This window comes from Streptomyces sp. Act143, assembly GCF_003143935.1.
Taxonomy (GTDB): domain Bacteria; phylum Actinomycetota; class Actinomycetes; order Streptomycetales; family Streptomycetaceae; genus Streptomyces.
Genome location: NZ_QFRX01000001.1, coordinates 5,914,642 through 5,932,350 on the forward strand (window position 1 = coordinate 5,914,642; position 17,709 = coordinate 5,932,350).

General features: G+C 71.0%; 19 protein-coding genes. 14 read left to right on the top strand and 5 right to left on the bottom strand.

The genetic code is table 11. From position 1 onward, the window contains the following. Positions 1–29: 29 nt before the first annotated feature. A complete protein-coding gene (locus DI272_RS44640) occupies positions 30–638 on the top strand; it encodes a hypothetical protein (RefSeq protein ID WP_258314688.1) in 609 nt (202 codons plus the stop codon). Here DI272_RS44640 and DI272_RS26935 read toward each other — a convergent pair. After that, complete coding sequence (locus DI272_RS26935) at positions 620–2,020, bottom strand: cytosine permease (RefSeq protein WP_109497828.1); 1,401 nt, start codon at positions 2,018–2,020, stop codon at positions 620–622. The genes DI272_RS44640 and DI272_RS26935 overlap by 19 nt on opposite strands. A 169-nt stretch (positions 2,021–2,189) precedes the next feature. Here DI272_RS26935 and DI272_RS26940 point away from each other — a divergent pair, with 169 nt between their 5' ends. Further along, entirely contained in the window at positions 2,190–3,140 is a 951-nt protein-coding gene (locus DI272_RS26940) for a DMT family transporter (protein WP_109497829.1), read from the top strand. Here the strand turns inward: DI272_RS26940 and DI272_RS26945 are convergent. Then, complete coding sequence (locus DI272_RS26945; protein WP_109497830.1) at positions 3,037–3,921, bottom strand: LysR family transcriptional regulator; 885 nt, start codon at positions 3,919–3,921, stop codon at positions 3,037–3,039. The genes DI272_RS26940 and DI272_RS26945 overlap by 104 nt on opposite strands. Before the next feature lies 1 nt (position 3,922). Next, positions 3,923–4,237, bottom strand: coding sequence for a PLD nuclease N-terminal domain-containing protein (locus DI272_RS26950; RefSeq protein ID WP_109497831.1), 315 nt, complete (start codon positions 4,235–4,237; stop codon positions 3,923–3,925). A gap of 86 nt (positions 4,238–4,323) precedes the next feature. Here DI272_RS26950 and DI272_RS26955 point away from each other — a divergent pair, with 86 nt between their 5' ends. From DI272_RS26955 to DI272_RS27000, 10 genes are all read left to right on the top strand, one after another. Continuing rightward, on the top strand, positions 4,324–5,781 hold the full coding sequence (locus DI272_RS26955; RefSeq protein ID WP_109497832.1) for a menaquinone biosynthesis decarboxylase: 1,458 nt from the start codon (positions 4,324–4,326) through the stop codon (positions 5,779–5,781). Next, positions 5,778–6,680, top strand: a complete 903-nt coding sequence (mqnP, locus tag DI272_RS26960; protein ID WP_109497833.1) for a menaquinone biosynthesis prenyltransferase MqnP — start codon at positions 5,778–5,780, stop codon at positions 6,678–6,680. The genes DI272_RS26955 and mqnP overlap by 4 nt, the downstream gene beginning before the upstream one ends. 44 nt (positions 6,681–6,724) lie before the next feature. Beyond that, entirely contained in the window at positions 6,725–7,102 is a 378-nt protein-coding gene (locus DI272_RS26965) for a Uma2 family endonuclease (RefSeq protein ID WP_258314689.1), read from the top strand. Between the two features lie 55 nt (positions 7,103–7,157). Continuing rightward, a complete protein-coding gene (locus tag DI272_RS26970) occupies positions 7,158–7,814 on the top strand; it encodes a UbiX family flavin prenyltransferase (RefSeq protein ID WP_109497835.1) in 657 nt (218 codons plus the stop codon). Positions 7,815–7,893: 79 nt separating this feature from the next. Next, positions 7,894–8,349, top strand: coding sequence for an Lrp/AsnC family transcriptional regulator (locus DI272_RS26975; protein WP_079306730.1), 456 nt, complete (start codon positions 7,894–7,896; stop codon positions 8,347–8,349). Between the two features lie 38 nt (positions 8,350–8,387). Continuing rightward, complete coding sequence (gene mqnE, locus DI272_RS26980) at positions 8,388–9,551, top strand: aminofutalosine synthase MqnE (RefSeq protein WP_109497836.1); 1,164 nt, start codon at positions 8,388–8,390, stop codon at positions 9,549–9,551. A 30-nt stretch (positions 9,552–9,581) separates the two neighbouring features. After that, positions 9,582–10,220: a UdgX family uracil-DNA binding protein gene (locus DI272_RS26985; protein WP_109497837.1), complete on the top strand. Its 639-nt coding sequence runs from the start codon at positions 9,582–9,584 to the stop codon at positions 10,218–10,220. Between the two features lie 28 nt (positions 10,221–10,248). Beyond that, positions 10,249–10,770: a GNAT family N-acetyltransferase gene (locus DI272_RS26990; RefSeq protein WP_109497838.1), complete on the top strand. Its 522-nt coding sequence runs from the start codon at positions 10,249–10,251 to the stop codon at positions 10,768–10,770. A gap of 116 nt (positions 10,771–10,886) precedes the next feature. Further along, on the top strand, positions 10,887–11,186 hold the full coding sequence (locus tag DI272_RS26995; protein WP_109497839.1) for a DUF4229 domain-containing protein: 300 nt from the start codon (positions 10,887–10,889) through the stop codon (positions 11,184–11,186). Between the two features lie 49 nt (positions 11,187–11,235). Then, entirely contained in the window at positions 11,236–11,880 is a 645-nt protein-coding gene (locus DI272_RS27000; RefSeq protein WP_109497840.1) for a TetR/AcrR family transcriptional regulator, read from the top strand. 59 nt (positions 11,881–11,939) lie between these two features. Here the strand turns inward: DI272_RS27000 and DI272_RS27005 are convergent, their stop codons facing one another. Together DI272_RS27005 and DI272_RS27010 are read right to left on the bottom strand one after the other, a co-directional pair. Then, positions 11,940–12,818: a MaoC/PaaZ C-terminal domain-containing protein gene (locus DI272_RS27005; protein WP_109497841.1), complete on the bottom strand. Its 879-nt coding sequence runs from the start codon at positions 12,816–12,818 to the stop codon at positions 11,940–11,942. Then, the gene (locus DI272_RS27010; RefSeq protein WP_109497842.1) at positions 12,818–14,083 is read right to left on the bottom strand and encodes a 3-oxoacyl-ACP reductase; all 1,266 of its coding nucleotides are present in this window, start codon (positions 14,081–14,083) and stop codon (positions 12,818–12,820) included. Before DI272_RS27010 ends, DI272_RS27005 begins: the two co-directional genes overlap by 1 nt. Positions 14,084–14,171: 88 nt before the next feature. Here DI272_RS27010 and DI272_RS27015 point away from each other — a divergent pair, with 88 nt between their 5' ends. Together DI272_RS27015 and DI272_RS27020 are read left to right on the top strand one after the other, a co-directional pair. Further along, positions 14,172–15,464, top strand: coding sequence for an acetyl-CoA C-acetyltransferase (locus tag DI272_RS27015; protein ID WP_109501058.1), 1,293 nt, complete (start codon positions 14,172–14,174; stop codon positions 15,462–15,464). A 287-nt stretch (positions 15,465–15,751) separates the two neighbouring features. After that, positions 15,752–17,671 (top strand): long-chain fatty acid--CoA ligase, encoded by a 1,920-nt coding sequence (locus DI272_RS27020; protein WP_109497843.1) that lies wholly within the window; start codon positions 15,752–15,754, stop codon positions 17,669–17,671. The last annotated feature ends 38 nt before the right edge of the window (positions 17,672–17,709 follow it).

A 17,709-nucleotide genomic window follows, 5' to 3' on the forward strand; every position in this document is an offset into this window, starting at 1 on the left:
GCCTGCGCCCACTCCCGCGTCACAGTCGCATGAGGAACCGCAGCTGGATCCTGGCGGCCCTGGCCACCGCCGGTGTGGTGGTGGGGGCGGCCCTGTACGTCGACGAGTCGGAGACCGGGCACGCGGTCATCGACGTGGAGGCGACCGTCTCGCCGTCGCCGCCCGCCGAGGACTGGTGCGTCGGCACCCGGTCGAGCCCCGCGGACGGCGACGCCCCCGACGACAGCCCCCTCAACCGCACCCTCGCCCGCATCGACAAGCTCGCCGCGGACCGGTACGCCGACGTCTACACCGGCATGGGTGTCGACGAGGACGCGGGCGCCGCCGATGTCTGGCGCATCCCCTCCCACGACTTCGACACGGCCGCCTGCGACGCCGCCGAGAAGGGCGTGAAGCTGCGGCTGCACCCGGCCGACGTCGATCGCAGGACCCTCGACGCCCTCGCCGAGCGGATCAGCGAGGACATGACCCGCTGGGACGGCACCTTCCAGATGCGTGAAGTCGGGGTCGACGAGCGGGGGTTCGTGCATGTCGGGGTCGACGACCCGAAGAAGGCCGAACCCCTCATCGAGAAGGAGTTCGGCCCCCGGTACATCAAGGTGGAGTACGTCGACCAGGCCTACGCGGTCGAGGGCTGAGGCGCCTTGGAGGCCTTCCGCAGGACGGCGTACAGTCCCGCGCTCACCACGAACCCGACCAGGCAGGTGATGTCCCCGAAGGACGGCCACCGCTCCGGCACCCACCCCACGTACTTCTCCTGGTTGGAGAAGAGCGGCACGGACACCGCGATGCCGGTCAACAGGGCCGTGACACCGGGCCAGTTGGAGAACCCGCGGTCGCTCAGCCGTCCCGCCAGTTCCGCCACCGGCGTCCGCGACCGCGCCCACCGCTCCACCAGCACCACGCCCAGCCACGGCCCCACCCAGTACGCGATCACCAGCAGGAACGCCTCGTAGGCGTGCCCGGCGTCCGCGAGCGACGCCCACGCCGCCCCCGTACCGGCGAGCCCGCACAGCACGACGATCGCGCTCCGCCCCAGCCAGGCGGGCAGCTTCAGGCCCAGCGAGGTGATCGACATGGCGGAGGAGTAGACGTTGAGCGCGTTCGCCGACACCGCGCCCAGGATGATCGCGAGGAGCACCGAGTTGCCGAGCCAGCCCGGCAGATGGCCCGTGAAGGCCGCCGTCGGGGTCGCGCCCTGCGGTGCCACGATCGTCGCCGACGCCGCGCCGATCACCGAGACCACCGCGATGGACACGAACAGCCCCACCGCCGGGCAGACGACCGTCTGCCACCGGCTCGCCGTGCGCGGGAGATAGCGGGAGTAGTCCGACGCGCCCGGGTTCCAGCCCGCCGCGTACCCCCACGCCGTGCTGAACGCCAGCAGGAAGCCGCCGATGCCGCCGCCCGCCCCGGCGCTCAGGTCACCGGCCTCCTTGAAGGTCCACACCCCGGCCAGCAGGAAGATCACCGCCAGCGCCGGGAACGCGTACTTCTCGAAGGCGTGCACGAAGTTGTGGCCGATGAAGCCGATCACGATCTCGGCGGCGACCACGATCAACAGGGACGGCAGCGGACGCAGGCCCGTCAGCGTGTTCAGCGCGAAAGCGGCGCTCACACTGTTCACCGCGAACCAGCCGACCCCGGCCACCAGGGCGTTCACACCCGACGGCAGCAGGTTGCCGCGATAGCCGAACGCGAGCCGGCCGATCGCCATCTGCGGCACGCCGAAGCGGGGACCGTCCAGCGACAGCACCCCTTGCGTCAGGGCGCCGAGCGCCGTCCCCAGGAGCAGCGCCGCCGTCGCCGCCCAGAAGCTCAGTCCGAAGAACAGCACCGAGATCACCCCGATGTACACGGTGGCGAACTCGATGTTCGGGGACGCCCACGTCCACAGCAGTTGCAGGGGGCTGCCGTGGCGCTCGGCGTCGGGGATCGGCTCCGAGCCGGCCGTCTCGACGGCGATGACCTTGTCGCCGTACGCGGGGGCGGCCGTGCCGGCCGTGGTGGCTGTCGTCATGCGAGGTAAGTGTCCGGTCGTGACGGGCCGCCCGACAGGGGCGCGTTGTCCGCTTCGGAAGCCTCACCGGCGTACAACCTGCACGCATCGGCGGGGCCGATGGCCCCATCGGCAGGACCCCCCACTGGCGCGTGGACCTGCACCGATGCCCGCTCCTACCGTCAGGGACATGACCTCCGACCGCAAGGGCATCGCCCAGCTCACGACCGCCATGATCCTCTCCGGCACCCTCGGCGTCTTCGTCGTCGAGTCGGGTGCCTCCCCCTTCGACGTCGTCTTCTTCCGCGTGGTCTTCGGTGCCCTCGCGCTGGGCGGGTACGTGGTGGCCCGCGGCTGGCTCCGCGACCACGGCTTCACCCCCCGCACCCTCGGACTCGCCGTCCTGGGCGGGGTGTTCATCGTCTTCAACTGGGTGTTCCTCTTCGAGTCGTACGAGAACACCTCGATCTCCGTGGCCACGGTCGTCTACCACACCCAGCCGTTCTACGTCGTGCTGCTGGGCGCCCTCCTGTTCCGCGAGCGGCTGACGGCGGCGAAGGCGGGCTGGATCGCGCTGGCCTTCGCGGGCCTGATCCTCGTCTCGGGCGTCACACCCGGCGACTTCACCGGCGGCGGGACGTATCTCCTCGGCGTCGGACAGGCGTTGCTCGCCGCGCTCCTCTACGGTCTGTCCACCCTCGTCACCAAGCGGATCACCGGAGTCCGCCCGCACCTCATCGCGCTCGTCCAAGTCCTCGTCGGCATCCCCTTGTTGCTTCCCTTCGCCGACTTCGGCGCGATGAGCGGCGCGAGCGCGGGCGACTGGGGCTGGCTGGCCGGGCTCGGGTTCATCCACACCGGGCTGATGTACGTCCTGATGTACGCCGCCTACGCCCAGCTGCCGCTGTCGAAGATCGCCGTCCTGGCCTTCGTCTACCCGGCCGTCGCGATGGGCATGGACTGGGCGGTGTACGGCCACCACATCGGCCTCGTCCAGGCGCTGGGCGTCCCGCTGATCGTCCTCGCGAGCCTCAAGGTCACCCTTGCTCGGACACCAGCTTCCGCGCCTGCTCCGCGAACAGCCGGGCATGCGCCGGCAGCCGCTTCCCGGCCCGCCACGCGAGCTGCGTCCGGAGCGTGAACGGCGGCTCCCAGTCCAGTCGTACGAGAGAGCCCTCCGCGAGTTCGGCGGCGACCGTGATCTCCGGCAGCAGCGCGATGCCGAGACCGGCCGCCGCCGCGCGTTTGGTGGCCTCGATCGTGCCGAACTCCATGAAGTCGACCGGTCCGCCCCGGGAGTTGAGCTCCCGCTCGAACAAGTCCCGGTAGGCACAGCCGGGTTCGGTGGCCAGGAGGGACTGGCCGAGCAGGTCGGCGGACGTCAACTCCCGTCCTCTGAGCGCGTGTTCCGGCGCCGCCACCAGCGCCAGCGGTTCCACCGCCAGCACCTCGCTGTCCAGGCCCGGGTGCTCGGTCTCCGCCTCCATCAGGAAGCCCACGTCGTAGGTGCCCTGCCGCAGCGCCTGCCGGGTCTCGTCACCGAGGGTCGTGCGCAGGGACAGCCGTACCTTCGGATAGCGGTGGTGGAACAGCTCCAGCAGCGGCGGCAACCGGTACGAGGTCAGCGACTCCATGGTGCCGACGGCGAGGGTGCCGGAGGGCTCCTCGGTCCCGGCGACGGCCGCCCGCGCCTCCTCGCCCAGCTCGATGATCTGCCGGGCGTAGGGCAGCAGCCGCTCCCCGGCCTCCGTCAGCCGGATACGGCTGCCGAGCCGGTCGAACAGCTCCACGCCGAGCGAGTCCTCCAGGGCGCGGATCTGGCCGGTGACGCTGGACTGGGCGTAGCTCAGCTCGGCCGCGGCCCGGGTGAAGCTGAGGACAGCGGCGACCTTCTCGAAGGTGACCAGCAGCCGCAGCTCCACGTCAGGGCTCGTCCCGCTTCTTGCGGTCCCGGTCCTCGTCCTCGTCGAGGGACTTCAGGAACTCGGGGTTGTCGTCGGGGGCGACCCAGCGCTGCGACTGACCCGCCCGCACGCCCGACCAGCCCTCGGCGGCCAGGCTGCGCTTCTTGCCCGCGATCAGCCAGGAGATGGAGCCCACCAGCGGGAACAGCAGCACGAGGATCGCCCACAGCGGCTTGGGCATGTGCCGGACGTCCTCGTCCTGCGTGCTGATGCAGTCGATGAACGCGTAGATGCTCAGCGCCAGCGGCACGAGGAACATCAGCACCCGGAGCATGGGCCCTCCCACGGGACGGTCGTCGGGGCCGCGATCACAGCCCCCAGGTACTGGGCCAGGGTAGCCCGTACCGGATACTGGGACGCATGGCTTACGACGATCTTCGCTCGCTGCTCAGGGCCCTGGAACGCGAGGGCGACCTCAAGCGCGTCAAGGCCGAGGTCGACCCGTACCTGGAGGTCGGGGAGATCGTCGACCGGGTCAACAAGGCAGGCGGCCCCGCGCTCCTCTTCGAGAACGTGAAGGGCTCCTCGATGCCCCTCGCGATGAACGTCTTCGGCACCGACCGACGCCTGCTGAAGGCGCTCGGGCTGAAGTCGTACGGCGACATCTCGGACAAGATCGGCGGGCTGCTGCGCCCCGAGCTGCCGCACGGCTTCGTGGGCGTGCGGGAGGCCTTCGGCAAGCTCGGCGCGATGGCGCACGTGCCGCCGAAGAAGGTGAAGTCCGGTGACGCGCCGGTGCAGGAGGTCGTCCTCACCGGCGACGACGTCGACCTGGACCAGCTGCCGGCGCTGTTCACCTGGCCGCAGGACGGCGGCTCCTTCTTCAACCTCGGGCTGACCCACACCAAGGACCCCGAGAGCGGCATCCGCAATCTCGGCCTGTACCGCCTCCAGCGCCACGACAAGCGCACGATCGGCATGCACTGGCAGATCCACAAGGACAGCCGGAACCACTACCAGGTGGCGGCCCGCCGCGGTGAGCGCCTCCCGGTCGCGATCGCCTTCGGCTGCCCGCCCGCGGTGACCTACGCCTCCACCGCCCCGCTCCCCGGTGACATCGACGAGTACCTGTTCGCCGGGTTCGTCGCCGGCAAGCGGATCGAGATGGTCGACTGCAAGACGGTGCCGCTGCAGGTGCCGGCGCAGGCCGAGGTCGTCATCGAGGGCTGGCTGGAGCCGGGCGAGATGCTCCCCGAGGGCCCCTTCGGCGACCACACCGGGTTCTACACCCCGCAGGAGCCGTTCCCGGCGCTGCGGATCGACTGCGTGACGATGCGGAAGCGGCCGCTGCTTCAGTCGATCGTCGTAGGGCGGCCCCCGACGGAGGACGGCCCGCTGGGTCGTGCGACGGAGCGCTTCTTCCTCCCCCTGCTGAAGATCATCGTGCCGGACATCGTGGACTATCACCTGCCCGAAGCGGGCGGATTCCACAACTGCGCGATCATCTCGATCGACAAGAAGTACCCCAAGCACGCCCAAAAGGTGATGCACGCTGTGTGGGGCGCCCACATGATGTCCCTGACGAAGTTGATCGTGGTCGTCGACTCGGACTGCGATGTCCACGACCTCCACGAGGTGGCCTGGCGGGCGCTCGGCAACACGGACTACGCGCGCGACCTGTCGGTCGTCGAAGGACCCGTCGACCATCTCGACCACGCCTCCTACCAGCAGTTCTGGGGCGGCAAGGCGGGGATCGACGCGACGAAGAAGTGGCCCGAGGAGGGCTACACCCGCGACGGCGGCTGGCCGGACATGGTGGTGTCCGACCCGGAGACGGCGGCGAAGGTCGACCGCCGCTGGAAGGAGTACGGCCTGTGAGTTCCGCGTCTGCCGCGATCCCCCAGCCGGGACGTACGAAGGCGTTCCTGCGCCTGGTGATGATCGAGCACTCGGTGTTCGCGCTGCCGTTCGCGTACATCGCGGCGCTCACCGCGATGTTCCAGTGGGACAGGAACATCCACTGGGGCCGGCTGCTGCTGGTCACCATCTGCATGGTCGGCCTGCGGACCTTCGCCATGGCCGTCAACCGGATCATCGACCGGGAGATCGACGCGCGGAACCCGCGCACCGCCCACCGCGAGCTGGTGACCGGCGCGATGTCGGTCAAGCACGCCTGGACCGGCGCGCTGGTCGCGGTCGTGGTCTTCCTGGGCTCGGCGGCCCTGCTGAACCCGCTGTGCCTGGCCCTCGCCCCGGTCGCCGTGATCCCGATGGTGGTCTACCCCTACGGCAAACGCTTCACGAACTTCCCGCAGGCCATCCTCGGCCTCGCCCAGGCCATGGGCCCGATCGGCGGCTGGCTGGCGATCACCGGCGAGTGGTCCTGGGACGCGGTGATCCTGGGCCTCGCGGTCGGCATCTGGATCGGCGGCTTCGACCTGATCTACGCCTGCCAGGACGTCGAGACCGACCGCGAGATCGGCGTCATGTCGGTCCCGGCCCGCTTCGGCATCCCGGCGGCCATCTGGGGCGCCCGGGTCTGCCACTTCCTGACCATGTCCCTGCTGGTCTGGTACGCCGTGGCCACGGACGCGGGCGGGTTCTTCTGGGTCGGCCTGATGATCGTCGCCGGCGCCTTCGTCTACGAGCACAACATCGTCCGCCCCCATGACCTGACCCGCCTGAACAGGGCGTTCTTCAGCGTCAACGGGTTCATCGGCATTGCCCTGTTCGTGTGTGCGCTGCTTGATCTCCTGGTTCGGGGCCTGACCGTGTAACTACGGTGCGGCCTGCCATCGAGTGCAGACACAGGGAGGCCGATGTGGCCGTGCCGTTCAGCGACGACTTCGAGTTCTGTCCCGATCTCGCGGTCATTCCGGCGGCCGAACAGCATCGCAATCTGACCGCCTACCCGCCCGACCTGATCGAGCTCGCCATCGAGGTCGTCTCGCCGAGCAGCGTCCGCAACGACTACGAGGTAAAGGACAAGCAGTACGCGGTCCAGGGCATCCCGAACTACCTGATCTTCGATCCCCGCGACGGGCACTTGGCCACCCGGTGGAATCCGGGCCCCGAGGGGTACCTCGGGCGGGACACCATTCCGTACGGCGGGAAAGTCACCGTCGAGACCAAGCTCGGGCGCCTCACCATCGACACGCGGCGCCTCCCTGTGGATCCCGAGGCGCCTGCCCAGTCCTGAGCACCTCTCTCCTCACCGGTACGCTCAAGATGTGAACGCAGGAGAAACGCAGCGCGTGCCTTGGATCGTGGGGGTGTCGGGTGCCTCCGGGACGCCGTACGCGGCCGCTGTGCTGCGGGCGCTGCTGGAGGCGGGGGAGAGCGTCGACCTGGTCGTCAGCAGGGCCTCGCGGCTGACGCTGCTGGACGAGACCCGGATCTCGTTCCGGGACGCGCACTGGCAGGACGACCTGCGGGAATGGCTGGCCAGGGGCGCCGACGGCAAGCCCGGGACCTTCGACGTCGACATCACGCGCGTGCGGTACTGGAACGCCGGTGACCTCGCCGCGGGCCCGTCGTCGGGGTCGTATCCCGTCAAGGGCATGCTGATCGTCCCGGCCTCCACCGCCTGCGTCGCCGGAGTCGCCCTCGGGCTCTCCAAGGACCTGCTCCAGCGCGCCGCGAGCGTGACCCTCAAGGAGCGCCGCACGCTCGTGGTCGCCGTACGGGAGACCCCCTTGAACGGCCAGACGCTGCGGCACCTCGTCGCCCTCGACGACCTCGGCGCCACCGTCGTGCCCGCCTCACCCGCCTTCTACGCCGGCGCCACCCACATCCAGGACCTCGTCGACTTCGTCGCCGGACGGGTCCTCGACGTGGCGGGGGTCGAGCACCGGCTGTACCGGCGGTGGAAGGGCGAGCTCGGCGGCGGGTCCGGAACCCCCACGACGTGAGCGCCATCTGAGCAAGTCGCAGTACCTCTCATCACTTCGGGAACTTTCGGGATCCTCTTCAGCGGAAGGCTTCGATCGCATGGACGCGGTGGACAGGCAGCTCATCCAGGCTCTGAGGGAGAACGGCCGGGCTTCCTACGCGGAACTGGGCCGCCTCGTCGGTCTGTCGGGACCCAGCGTCACCGACCGCATCAACCGGCTGGAGGCGGCCGGTGTCATCACCGGCTACCGCGCCACCGTCGACGCCGCCTCGCTCGGTCTCGGCGTCACCGCCCTCATCGGCATCTCCCTCTCCGACGCCGCCGACCACGAGGACGTGGCCCGCCGGATGAAGGACCTGCCGGAGATCGAGGACTGCTGGTTCATCGCGGGCGACGACTCGTTCATGCTCAAGGTGCGGGCCAGCGACGTCGACGGCCTGGAGAAGATCATCCGGCGGCTCAGCGGGACCAAGGGCGTCTCCCGGACCCGTACCACCATCGTGCTCTCCACCAAGTGGGAGAACCGGGTCGGGGAGCTGCCCGAAGAGGCGTAGCCGTACGGTTGGACAGGTCGTCGTAGAAAGGTTGTGGCATGGACGTCGGACTCAAGCGCGAGCTGGAGGAGAAGGTACGGGCGGGTGTGCGCCTGACCCGCGAGGACGGCATCGCGCTCTACGAGTCGGACGACCTGGCCTGGCTCGGCGGCCTCGCGCACGAGGTGCGCACGCGCAAGAACGGTGACGTCGTCCACTTCAACGTCAACCGGCACCTCAACATGACCAACGTGTGCACCGCCTCCTGCGCCTACTGCTCCTTCCAGCGCAAGCCGGGGGAGAAGGACGCGTACACGATGCGCATCGAGGAGGCGGTGAAGCTCGCCAAGGCGATGGAGGGCGAGAACCTCACCGAGCTGCACATCGTCAACGGGCTGCACCCCAGTCTGCCGTGGCGCTACTACCCGCGGTCGCTGCGGGAGCTGAAGGCGGCGCTGCCGAACGTCTCCCTGAAGGCGTTCACCGCGACCGAGATCCACCACTTCGAGACGATCTCCGGGCTGAGCGCGAGCGAGATCCTCGACGAGCTGATCGACGCCGGGCTGGAGTCGTTGACCGGCGGTGGCGCCGAGATCTTCGACTGGGAGGTCCGGCAGCACATCGTGGACCACAAGACCCACTGGGAGGACTGGTCCCGCATCCACCGGCTGGCGCACGAGAAGGGTCTGAAGACCCCGTGCACCATGCTGTACGGCCACATCGAGGAGCCGCGGCACCGGGTGGACCACGTGCTGCGGCTGCGTGAGCTCCAGGACGAGACCGGCGGCTTCCAGGTCTTCATCCCGCTGCGCTACCAGCACGACTTCGTCGACATGAAGGACGGCAAGGTACGCAACCGGCTCCAGGCGCGTACCCAGATGGCGACCGGCGCGGAGGCGCTGAAGACCTTCGCCGTGTCGCGGCTGCTCTTCGACAACGTCCCGCACGTCAAGGTGTTCTGGGTGATGCACGGCGTCCAGACCGCGCAGCTGGCGCTGCTGCACGGGGCCGACGACATGGACGGCTCGGTCGTCGAGTACAAGATCACCCACGACGCGGACAACTTCGGCACGCCGAACAAGCTGACGCGGGACGACCTGCTGGACCTGATCCGGGACGCCGGTTTCCGGCCGGTGGAGCGGAACACCCGGTACGAGGTGATCCGTGAGTACGAGGGCCCCGACCCGGCGCGCCGCGAGTCGCCGCAGCCGATGCGGGTGTGAGCGGTTCCGCACGGGGGGTACTCGGCGTCCGTGACTGCGGAGGACGCCTACACCGCCGCGCCTTTCGTCCCTGACGGGGGCGGCCTCGGCGCGCTGCGGAAGGCCGCCGCCGGCTGCCACGGCTGCCCCCTCCACCGCGACGCCACCCAGACCGTCTTCGGCGAGGGCGACGCCCACGCGCGCCTGATGCTGGTCGGTGAGCAACCCGGCGATCAGGAGGACCGGCAGGGCAAACCCTTCGTCGGCCCCGCCGGGAAACTCCTCGACCGGGCCCTTGCCGAGGCCGGTCTCGATTCGGGCGACGCCTACGTCACCAATGCCGTGAAGCACTTCAAGTTCACGCAGGCCGAGCCGCGCAAGCGGCGTATGCACAAGGCGCCCAGCCTGCGGGAGATGACCGCCTGCGGGCCCTGGCTGGCGGCGGAGCTGGCCGTCGTGGAGCCGGAGCTGATCGTGATCCTCGGTGCCACCGCCGGGAAGGCGCTGCTCGGGTCGTCGTTCCGGGTCACGCAGGTGCGCGGGACCGTGCTGGAGGAGGAGATCCACGGCAGGCCCGAGCGGCTGGTGCCCACCGTGCACCCGTCGTCCGTGCTGAGGTCGGACGACCGGGAGGCCGCGTACCAGGGCCTCGTCTCCGATCTGAAGGTGGCGGCCCGGGCCCTGGGGTGACCCGACCCCCTGCCTAGACTCGGGGCTCATGGACCTGACGTACCGCCTCGACCCCGAGCTCACCCCCGGCCTCCTCGACCAGCTGACCCGCCTGTGGGTGGCCGTGAACAACGCGGGCGGGGCCGTCGGGTTCGTCGGGACGACGACGTACGAGGAGGTCCGGCCGGGGGTGGACCGTTACGCGGAGTCGGTCGCGGCGGGCCGGCACCGGTTCCTCGCCGGTCTGGATGCGGCGGGACGGCTCCGGGCGACGGCCTTCTTCGGGTTCAACGAGCATCGCCTCCAGAGGCACTACGCCTGGCTCTACACCGTCATGATCGACCCGGAGCTGCAGGGCGGCGGCCACGGGCGGACCCTCCTGGCGGAGGCCGAGCGGCACGCCCGTGCCTTCGGGCTGGAGGCGCTGAAGCTGACCTGCCGGGGCGGGCTCGGGCTGGAGCGGTTCTACGCGTCCGCCGGGTACAAGGAGGTCGGCCGGGTGCCGGACGGGCTGCGCATGTCCGCGGACGACTACCGCGACGACATCATGATGTGGCTGCCGCTGACCTGAGGCCTGCTGCCGACCCGAGACCCCCTGCAAGATCGGGGAGCGGGCGTGCTTCACTGGAAGGCACCCTTTGGGAACTTTCAGGGGAACTTTCAGCCGGAACGGAAGAGTGGATTGAGATGCTCCGCTACACACTGATGCGCCTCGGGATCTTCGTGGGCTGCCTCGTGGTCGTCTGGGGCCTCGTCTACTCCGGCGTCGCCCCGCGCGGCCTCGGTGACTCCAACGGCATGTGGGTCGTCCTGCTCTCCCTGGTGATCTCGGCCCCGATCAGCTTCGTCGTCCTGCGCAAGGAGCGCGACCGCGCCTCCGTCCAGGTCGCCCAGCGGGTCGACCGCATGAAGTCCAACCTGGAGGCCAACCGCAACCAGGAGGACATCGCCGACGACGCGGCGCGGGCGCAGGGCCAGGCGTCGTAGTCCTGTCACCCGGTCCTGTCACGTCGGCGGACGTCTTAGTCTTGGCCTCATGGGTGCCGTGAAGACCAAGCGGATGCCGCGCGCGGTCCGTGAGCAGCAGATGCTGGACGCCGCCGTGCAGACCTTCGGCCGCCGCGGGTACATGGCCGCCTCGATGGACGAGATCGCCGAACTCGCCGGTGTCTCCAAGCCGTTGGTGTATCTGTACCTGAACTCGAAGGACGACCTGTTCACGGCCTGCATCCGCCGTGAGGCGCAGGCGCTCACCGAGGCCGTGCGCTCCGGTGTCCGCACCGACCTGCCGGTCGACCGGCAACTCTGGGACGGGCTGCTGGCGTTCTTCACGCACACCGCCGAGAACCCCGACGGCTGGTCCGTGCTGCACCTCCAGGCCCGTATCCACGGCGAGACGTTCGCCGGTGAGGTCGCGGTGATGCGGGAGGAGATCGTCGCGTTCGTGACGCAGTTGATCGTCGTCGCGGCGCGGGAGGCGCACCGGGACCCCGATCTGGCCGAGCGGGAGGTCGCCGGGCTCGCGGAGGCGCTGGTGGGGGCCGCCGAGTCGCTGGCCGCGTGGGCCAACGCCACGCCGGGTGTCACCGCCCGGCAGGCCGCGGCCACCCTCATGAACTTCGCCTGGGCCGGGCTGGGCGACCTCATGGCGGGCCGCCCCTGGTCACCGCCGCCGGGATGACACCTGGCATGCCGGCGGCGCCGAGCTGCGCATCACCGAGCTGAGCCTGATCGGCGGGGTCAGCGTCCGCCGCTGAGAGCGCTGTGCACCGTGCCGGTGAGGTGCAGGCGGTCGCCGTGTCGCAGTTCGAAGCGGTCGCCCCGCGCTGCGTACGTCACCTTCCCCGGCAGCAGCACCGGTGCTCTGAACTCCGCCCGCACCACGGCTGCTTGCGGTGTGCCGTGTGCGGCCAGGCAGCGGGCGACCGTCCACATGCCGTGGGCGATCGCGCGCGGGAAGCCGAAGAGGCGGGCGGTCAGCGGATACAGGTGGATGGGATTGCGGTCGCCGGACGCGGCGGCGTACCGGCGGCCGATGTCCCCGGCCAGCCGCCACTCGGCGACGGAGGGAAGGGCCGGCTCCGGCTGCTCCTTGCGCCCGGTGACGGCTGCGGCGGCTTCGGCGGCCTCGGCGGCTTCAGGTGTGCGGTGCCGTGCCAGGTAGGTGCTGCGCGACTCCCACACGACGTCCGGGCCGACCCGCATCTCGGTGATGACCGCCGCCTCCGTGCCGCGCCGGTGCGGGGCCAACCCATCGATGTACACGCCGAGTTCGTAGGACCCGGTCGCGGGCAGCGGCCGGTGCCGGGTGATGTCGATCGACGTGTGGACCAGGCCGAGGAGCGGCAGCGGGAAGTCCCGGGCGCTCATCAGCCGCATCGCCGACGGGAATCCGAGGACGTGCGGATACGTCACCGGCAGCGCGTCGTCGCCGGTCGCGAACCCGCAGACCCGCTCGTACGCCGCCAGCCGCGCCAGGTCGACGCGCAGGGCGGGCAGCACCAGCCGGGTGCGGGGGAAGTCCGCGTCGGGGCGGGGCCGCTTGACGGGGGACAGCAGCGCGCCCCGGGCGAGCAGCGGCGCCAGGGCGGGCGGGCGGCGCAGGACGACGTCCGTCATCACGCCCCCAGCAGGCTCTGGCCGCAGACCCGTACGACCTGCCCGTTCACCGCGCCCGAGGCCGGGTGCGCGAGCCATGCCGTCGTCTCGGCCACGTCGACCGGAAGACCGCCCTGCGCGAGGGAGTTCATCCGGCGCCCGGCCTCCCGGATGAGGAGCGGGACCGCGGCCGTCATCTTCGTCTCGATGAAGCCGGGGGCCACGGCGTTCACCGTCACCCCGTGCTCGGCGAGCGCGCGCGGGGCGAGGGCGCGGACCAGACCGACCACTCCCGCCTTGCTCGCACCGTAGTTGGTCTGCCCGGCGTTGCCCGCGAGCCCCGCGATGGAGGCCGTGGCGACGATCCGGCCGCCCTCCCTGAGCGTCCCCGCCGACAGCAGCGCGTCCGTCGTGCGCAGCACGCTCGCCAGGTTCACCTCCAGCACCGAACTCCACCGCTCGGCAGGCATGTTGACCAGCCGCCGGTCGCGCGTGATGCCCGCGTTGTGGACGAGGACGTCCAGCCCGTCGGGGAACGCCGCGGCGATCCGTTCGCCCGCGTCGGCGGCCGTGATGTCGAGGGCGAGGGCAGCACCGCTGAGCCGCTCGGCGAGCTGCCGGGCCTCCGCCTCGGCCTGGGGCACGTCGAGTACGACGACCCGGGCGCCGTCCCTGGCCAGCGTCTCGGCGACGGCCGCGCCGATACCGCGGGCCGCCCCGGTGACCAGGGCGGTGCGCCCGGCGAGGGGCCGCTCCCCGTCCACGTCGGCCGGTCCCGCCGCGTCGCCGGTCTCGATCACCTGGCCGCTGACATAGGCGGACTTGGGGGAGAGCAGGAAGCGCAGGGTCGACTCGGCCGCGGCCCGGTCGGTCAGCCGTACGAGATTGACGGTCCTGCCCCGCCCGATCTCCTTGCCGAGCGAGCGGGTGAAGCCCTCCAGGGCCTGCTGGGCCGCCGCCTGGTGGTGGTCGGCGGGGTCGAGGGGCGCGCCGAGGACGACGATCCGCCCGCTCGCGGCGACCGAGCGGACGACGGGGTGCAGGGCCGCGTGCACGTCGGCGAGTCCTTCGACGTCCCGGACGTGGGTGGCGTCGAGGACGACGGCGCAGGGGCGCTCGACGGGGCCGGGGGCCGGTTTGCCCGCGGTCAGGTGGAGGACCTCGCCCTCCAGCACGGGGTGCCCGGGGGACCAGCGGACGAGTTCCGTCGGTTGTGGCAGCCCCAGTCGGCGGGACAGGAAACGGCCGGGCGCGGTGCCGGTGAAGCGCAGATAACGGTCGGCCATGGCCGTCTCCCCACTCGGTGCTCTCTTGCTGACTCTGGAGTAAGGTTACCGGAGGTAAGCTTATGTGACGCAGGAGGAGCAGGTCGAGATGAGCCGTCTTCAGGCAGCCGCGCCGCGGCGCGTCGCGATCATCGGCGGCAGCCGCATCCCCTTCGCCCGCTCCGACGGCCCCTACGCCACCGCCTCCAACCAGGAGATGCTGACCACGGCCGTGGACGGCCTGGTGACCCGCTTCGGCCTCGAACAGCCCGGCGCGGTCGGCGAGTTCGTCGCCGGAGCCGTCCTCAAGCACGCCCGTGACTTCAACCTGGCCCGCGAGACCGTCCTCGGCTCGGCGCTGGACGCGCGGACCCCCGCGTACGACATCCAGCAGGCCTGCGGCACCGGCCTCCAGGCCGTCATCGCCGCCGCCAACAAGATCGCCCTCGGCCAGACCGAGTCGGCGATCGCGGGCGGAGCGGACACCGCGAGCGACGCCCCGCTCGGCGTCAACGACGACCTGCGGCGCATCCTCCTGGAGGCGCGCAGGGCGAAGTCGGCGGGCGGCCGGCTGAAGGCGCTGGCGAAGATCCGCCCGAAGCATCTGGTCCCCGACATCCCGCGCAACGCCGAGCCCCGCACCGGCCTGTCGATGGGCGAGCACGCGGCGCTCACCGCACGCGCCTGGGGCGTCTCGCGCGAGGCCCAGGACGAGGTGGCGGCGAGCAGCCACCAGCGGCTGGCGGCGGCGTACGAGCGCGGCTTCTTCCAGGACCTGGTGGTCCCGTTCCGGGGTCTGGCCCGGGACCAGAACCTGCGACCGGGGTCGACGGTGGAGAAACTGGCCGCGCTGAAGCCGGTGTTCGGCCTCGACGCCCCCGGCCCGACGATGACGGCCGGGAACTCGACGCCCCTCACCGACGGCGCCGCGGTCGTGCTGCTCGCCTCGGAGGAGTGGGCGGCGGAGCGCGGCCTGGAGCCGCTGGCGTATCTGACGGCGTACGAGACGGCGGCCGTGGACTTCGTCACCGGCGACCCCGCCGAGGACGGTCTGCTGATGGCCCCGGCGCACGCCGTGCCGCGCCTGCTGGAGCGGGCCGGGCTCGGGATGGACGACTTCGACCTGATCGAGGTCCACGAGGCGTTCGCGTCCCAGGTCCTGGCGACGCTGGCGGCCTGGGAGAAGGCGGGGCTGGCCCCCGTGGACCGCGCCCGCCTGAACGTGGCCGGTTCCTCCCTCGCCACCGGCCACCCCTTCGCGGCGACCGGCGCGCGGATCGTGGCGACGCTGGCCAAGCTGCTGGCGGAGCGCGCGGAGTCCGGCCAGGGCCCGGGACGCGGGCTGATCTCGGTGTGCGCGGCGGGCGGGCAGGGGGTGACGGCGGTGCTCGAACGGCCCTGATCCCGGCGGCGGCCGGACAGTGGTTCACACATATCCCGGCGGCGGCCGGACAGTGGTTCACGCATAGCTGACAAAGGCTCACTTTGCGCCAGATGTTGCACAGACCCGGCCCCGGAGCCTCCCTGAACCCTCACAAGCCCGCCACGTGGGCCTCCTAGGATCGCCGGGTCCCCCAGACCTAACTGCCGGTAACCCCCCGAGTCGCACTCGCCGGTGAACGTCCAGGTACGTCCGCTGCGTACCTGTGCAGCAGAGCGGTATCCAGCTGCGCGCCCCAGGAGCTGCCCATGTCGTCGTCCCTGCCCTACGCCGCTGCCACCGACTACGACGGCGCGCCCGTGCTCGTGGCACCGGAGATACGTCGGCTGGACGGCGAGGTCCGGGAGGTCTCCGTCCCGCCGGTCGTGCCGCCGGTGACCCACGGCTCCCTCGCCGACCTGCCGTTCGAGAACGCGGAGGCGGCTCCCCGGGACCGGGTGCTCAGCCGCCGTACAGCGGACGGGGGCTGGTCGGACGTGACGGCCGCGGACTTCGCGGCCCAGGTGCTGGCACTGGCGAAGGGCCTGATAGCCGAGGGCCTCGTCCCCGGCGACCGGGTCGCCGTCATGGCCCGCACGATCTACGAGTGGACCCTCCTCGACTTCGCCGCGTGGGCGGCCGGCCTGGTCACCGTCCCCATCTACCCCACCTCCTCCGTCTTCCAGACCCGCTGGATCCTCCAGGACTCGGGCGCGGTGGCCCTGGTGACGGAGAGTGTCTCCCAAGCCTCCGCGCTCGGACCCGAGTTGAACCGCCTGCCCGATCTGCGCCACCTGTGGGTCGTCGAGAAGGGCCACGTGGACCGCCTGGCGGAGCTCGGCAGCCAGGTACCCGACGCCGAAGTCGACGTACGCCGGGGCATGCTGGTCCCCGACACCCTCGCGACGGTCATCTACACCTCGGGCACCACCGGCCGCCCCAAGGGCTGCGCCATCTCGCACGGCAACTTCCTCTCCGAGGTCGACAACGCGATCGAGATCCTCCACCCGGTCTTCAGGTCCAGGTCCGACGAGGAACTCGCCACCCTCCTCTTCCTCCCCATGTCCCATGTCTTCGGCCGCATGGTGGCGGTGGCGTGCGTCCGCGCCCGGGTCCGGCTGGGCCACGCGCCGAGCCTGAAGTCGGACGACCTGCTCGACGACCTGGCGAGCTTCCGCCCCACCTTCCTCCTCGCCATCCCCTACATGCTGGAGAAGGTCTTCAACAACGCGCGCGCCAAGGCGGAGAGCGGCGGCCGGGTCTCGGCCTTCGACCGCGCCGCGAACGTGGCGATCCGGTACGGCGAGGCGCTGGAGGAGAAGGCGGCGGGCACGGGCAGCGGCCCCGGTACCGCCCTGAAGGCGGCCCGCACCTTCTACGACCCGCTGGTCTACCGGCGCATCCGCACCGCCATGGGCGGCCGGGTCCGCCACATCATCTCCGGCGGCTCACCGCTGGGCCGCACCATCGCCGCGTTCTTCGCCGGGGCGGGCATGGAGATCTACGAGGGCTACGGCCTGACGGAGACGACGGGCGCGGCAACGGTGACGCCCCCGCTCAAACCCCGCCTGGGCACGGTCGGCTGGCCGCTGCCCGGCATGAAGGTCCGCATAGCGGCGGACGGCGAGATCCTCCTCTCCGGCGGCCCGGTGTTCCGCGGCTACTGGGACCCGAACGCGGGCGGCGTGACACCGGCGTCGACGGACGGCTGGTTCGCGACGGGCGACATCGGCAGCCTGGACGACGAGGGGTATCTGACCATCACCGGCCGGAAGAAGGAGCTCCTGATCACGGCGGGCGGCAAGACGGTCGCCCCCGCCCCCCTGGAGAACTGGCTGCGCCAGCACCCCCTGATCTCCCAGTGCATGGTCGTGGGCGACCGCCGCCCGTACGTCGCCGCCCTCATCACCCTCGACATGGACGGCGTCACCCACTGGCGCCAGATGAACGGCAAGCACCCGGTCCCCGCCGAACTCCTCACCGGCGACGACGAGTTGCGGGCGATCATGCAGCGGGCGGTCGACGAGGCGAACAAGCTGGTGTCCCGGCCGGAGTCGATCCGCCGCTTCGCGGTCCTGCCGCGGGACTTCACGGAGACGGAGGGGCATCTGACGCCGTCGATGAAGCTGCGGCGGGAGACGGTGATGCAGGAGTTCGCGGGGGAGATCGAGGCGCTGTACGAGCGCTGACGCCGAGCCGCGCCGATCGGCGGATCCGCCCCACCACC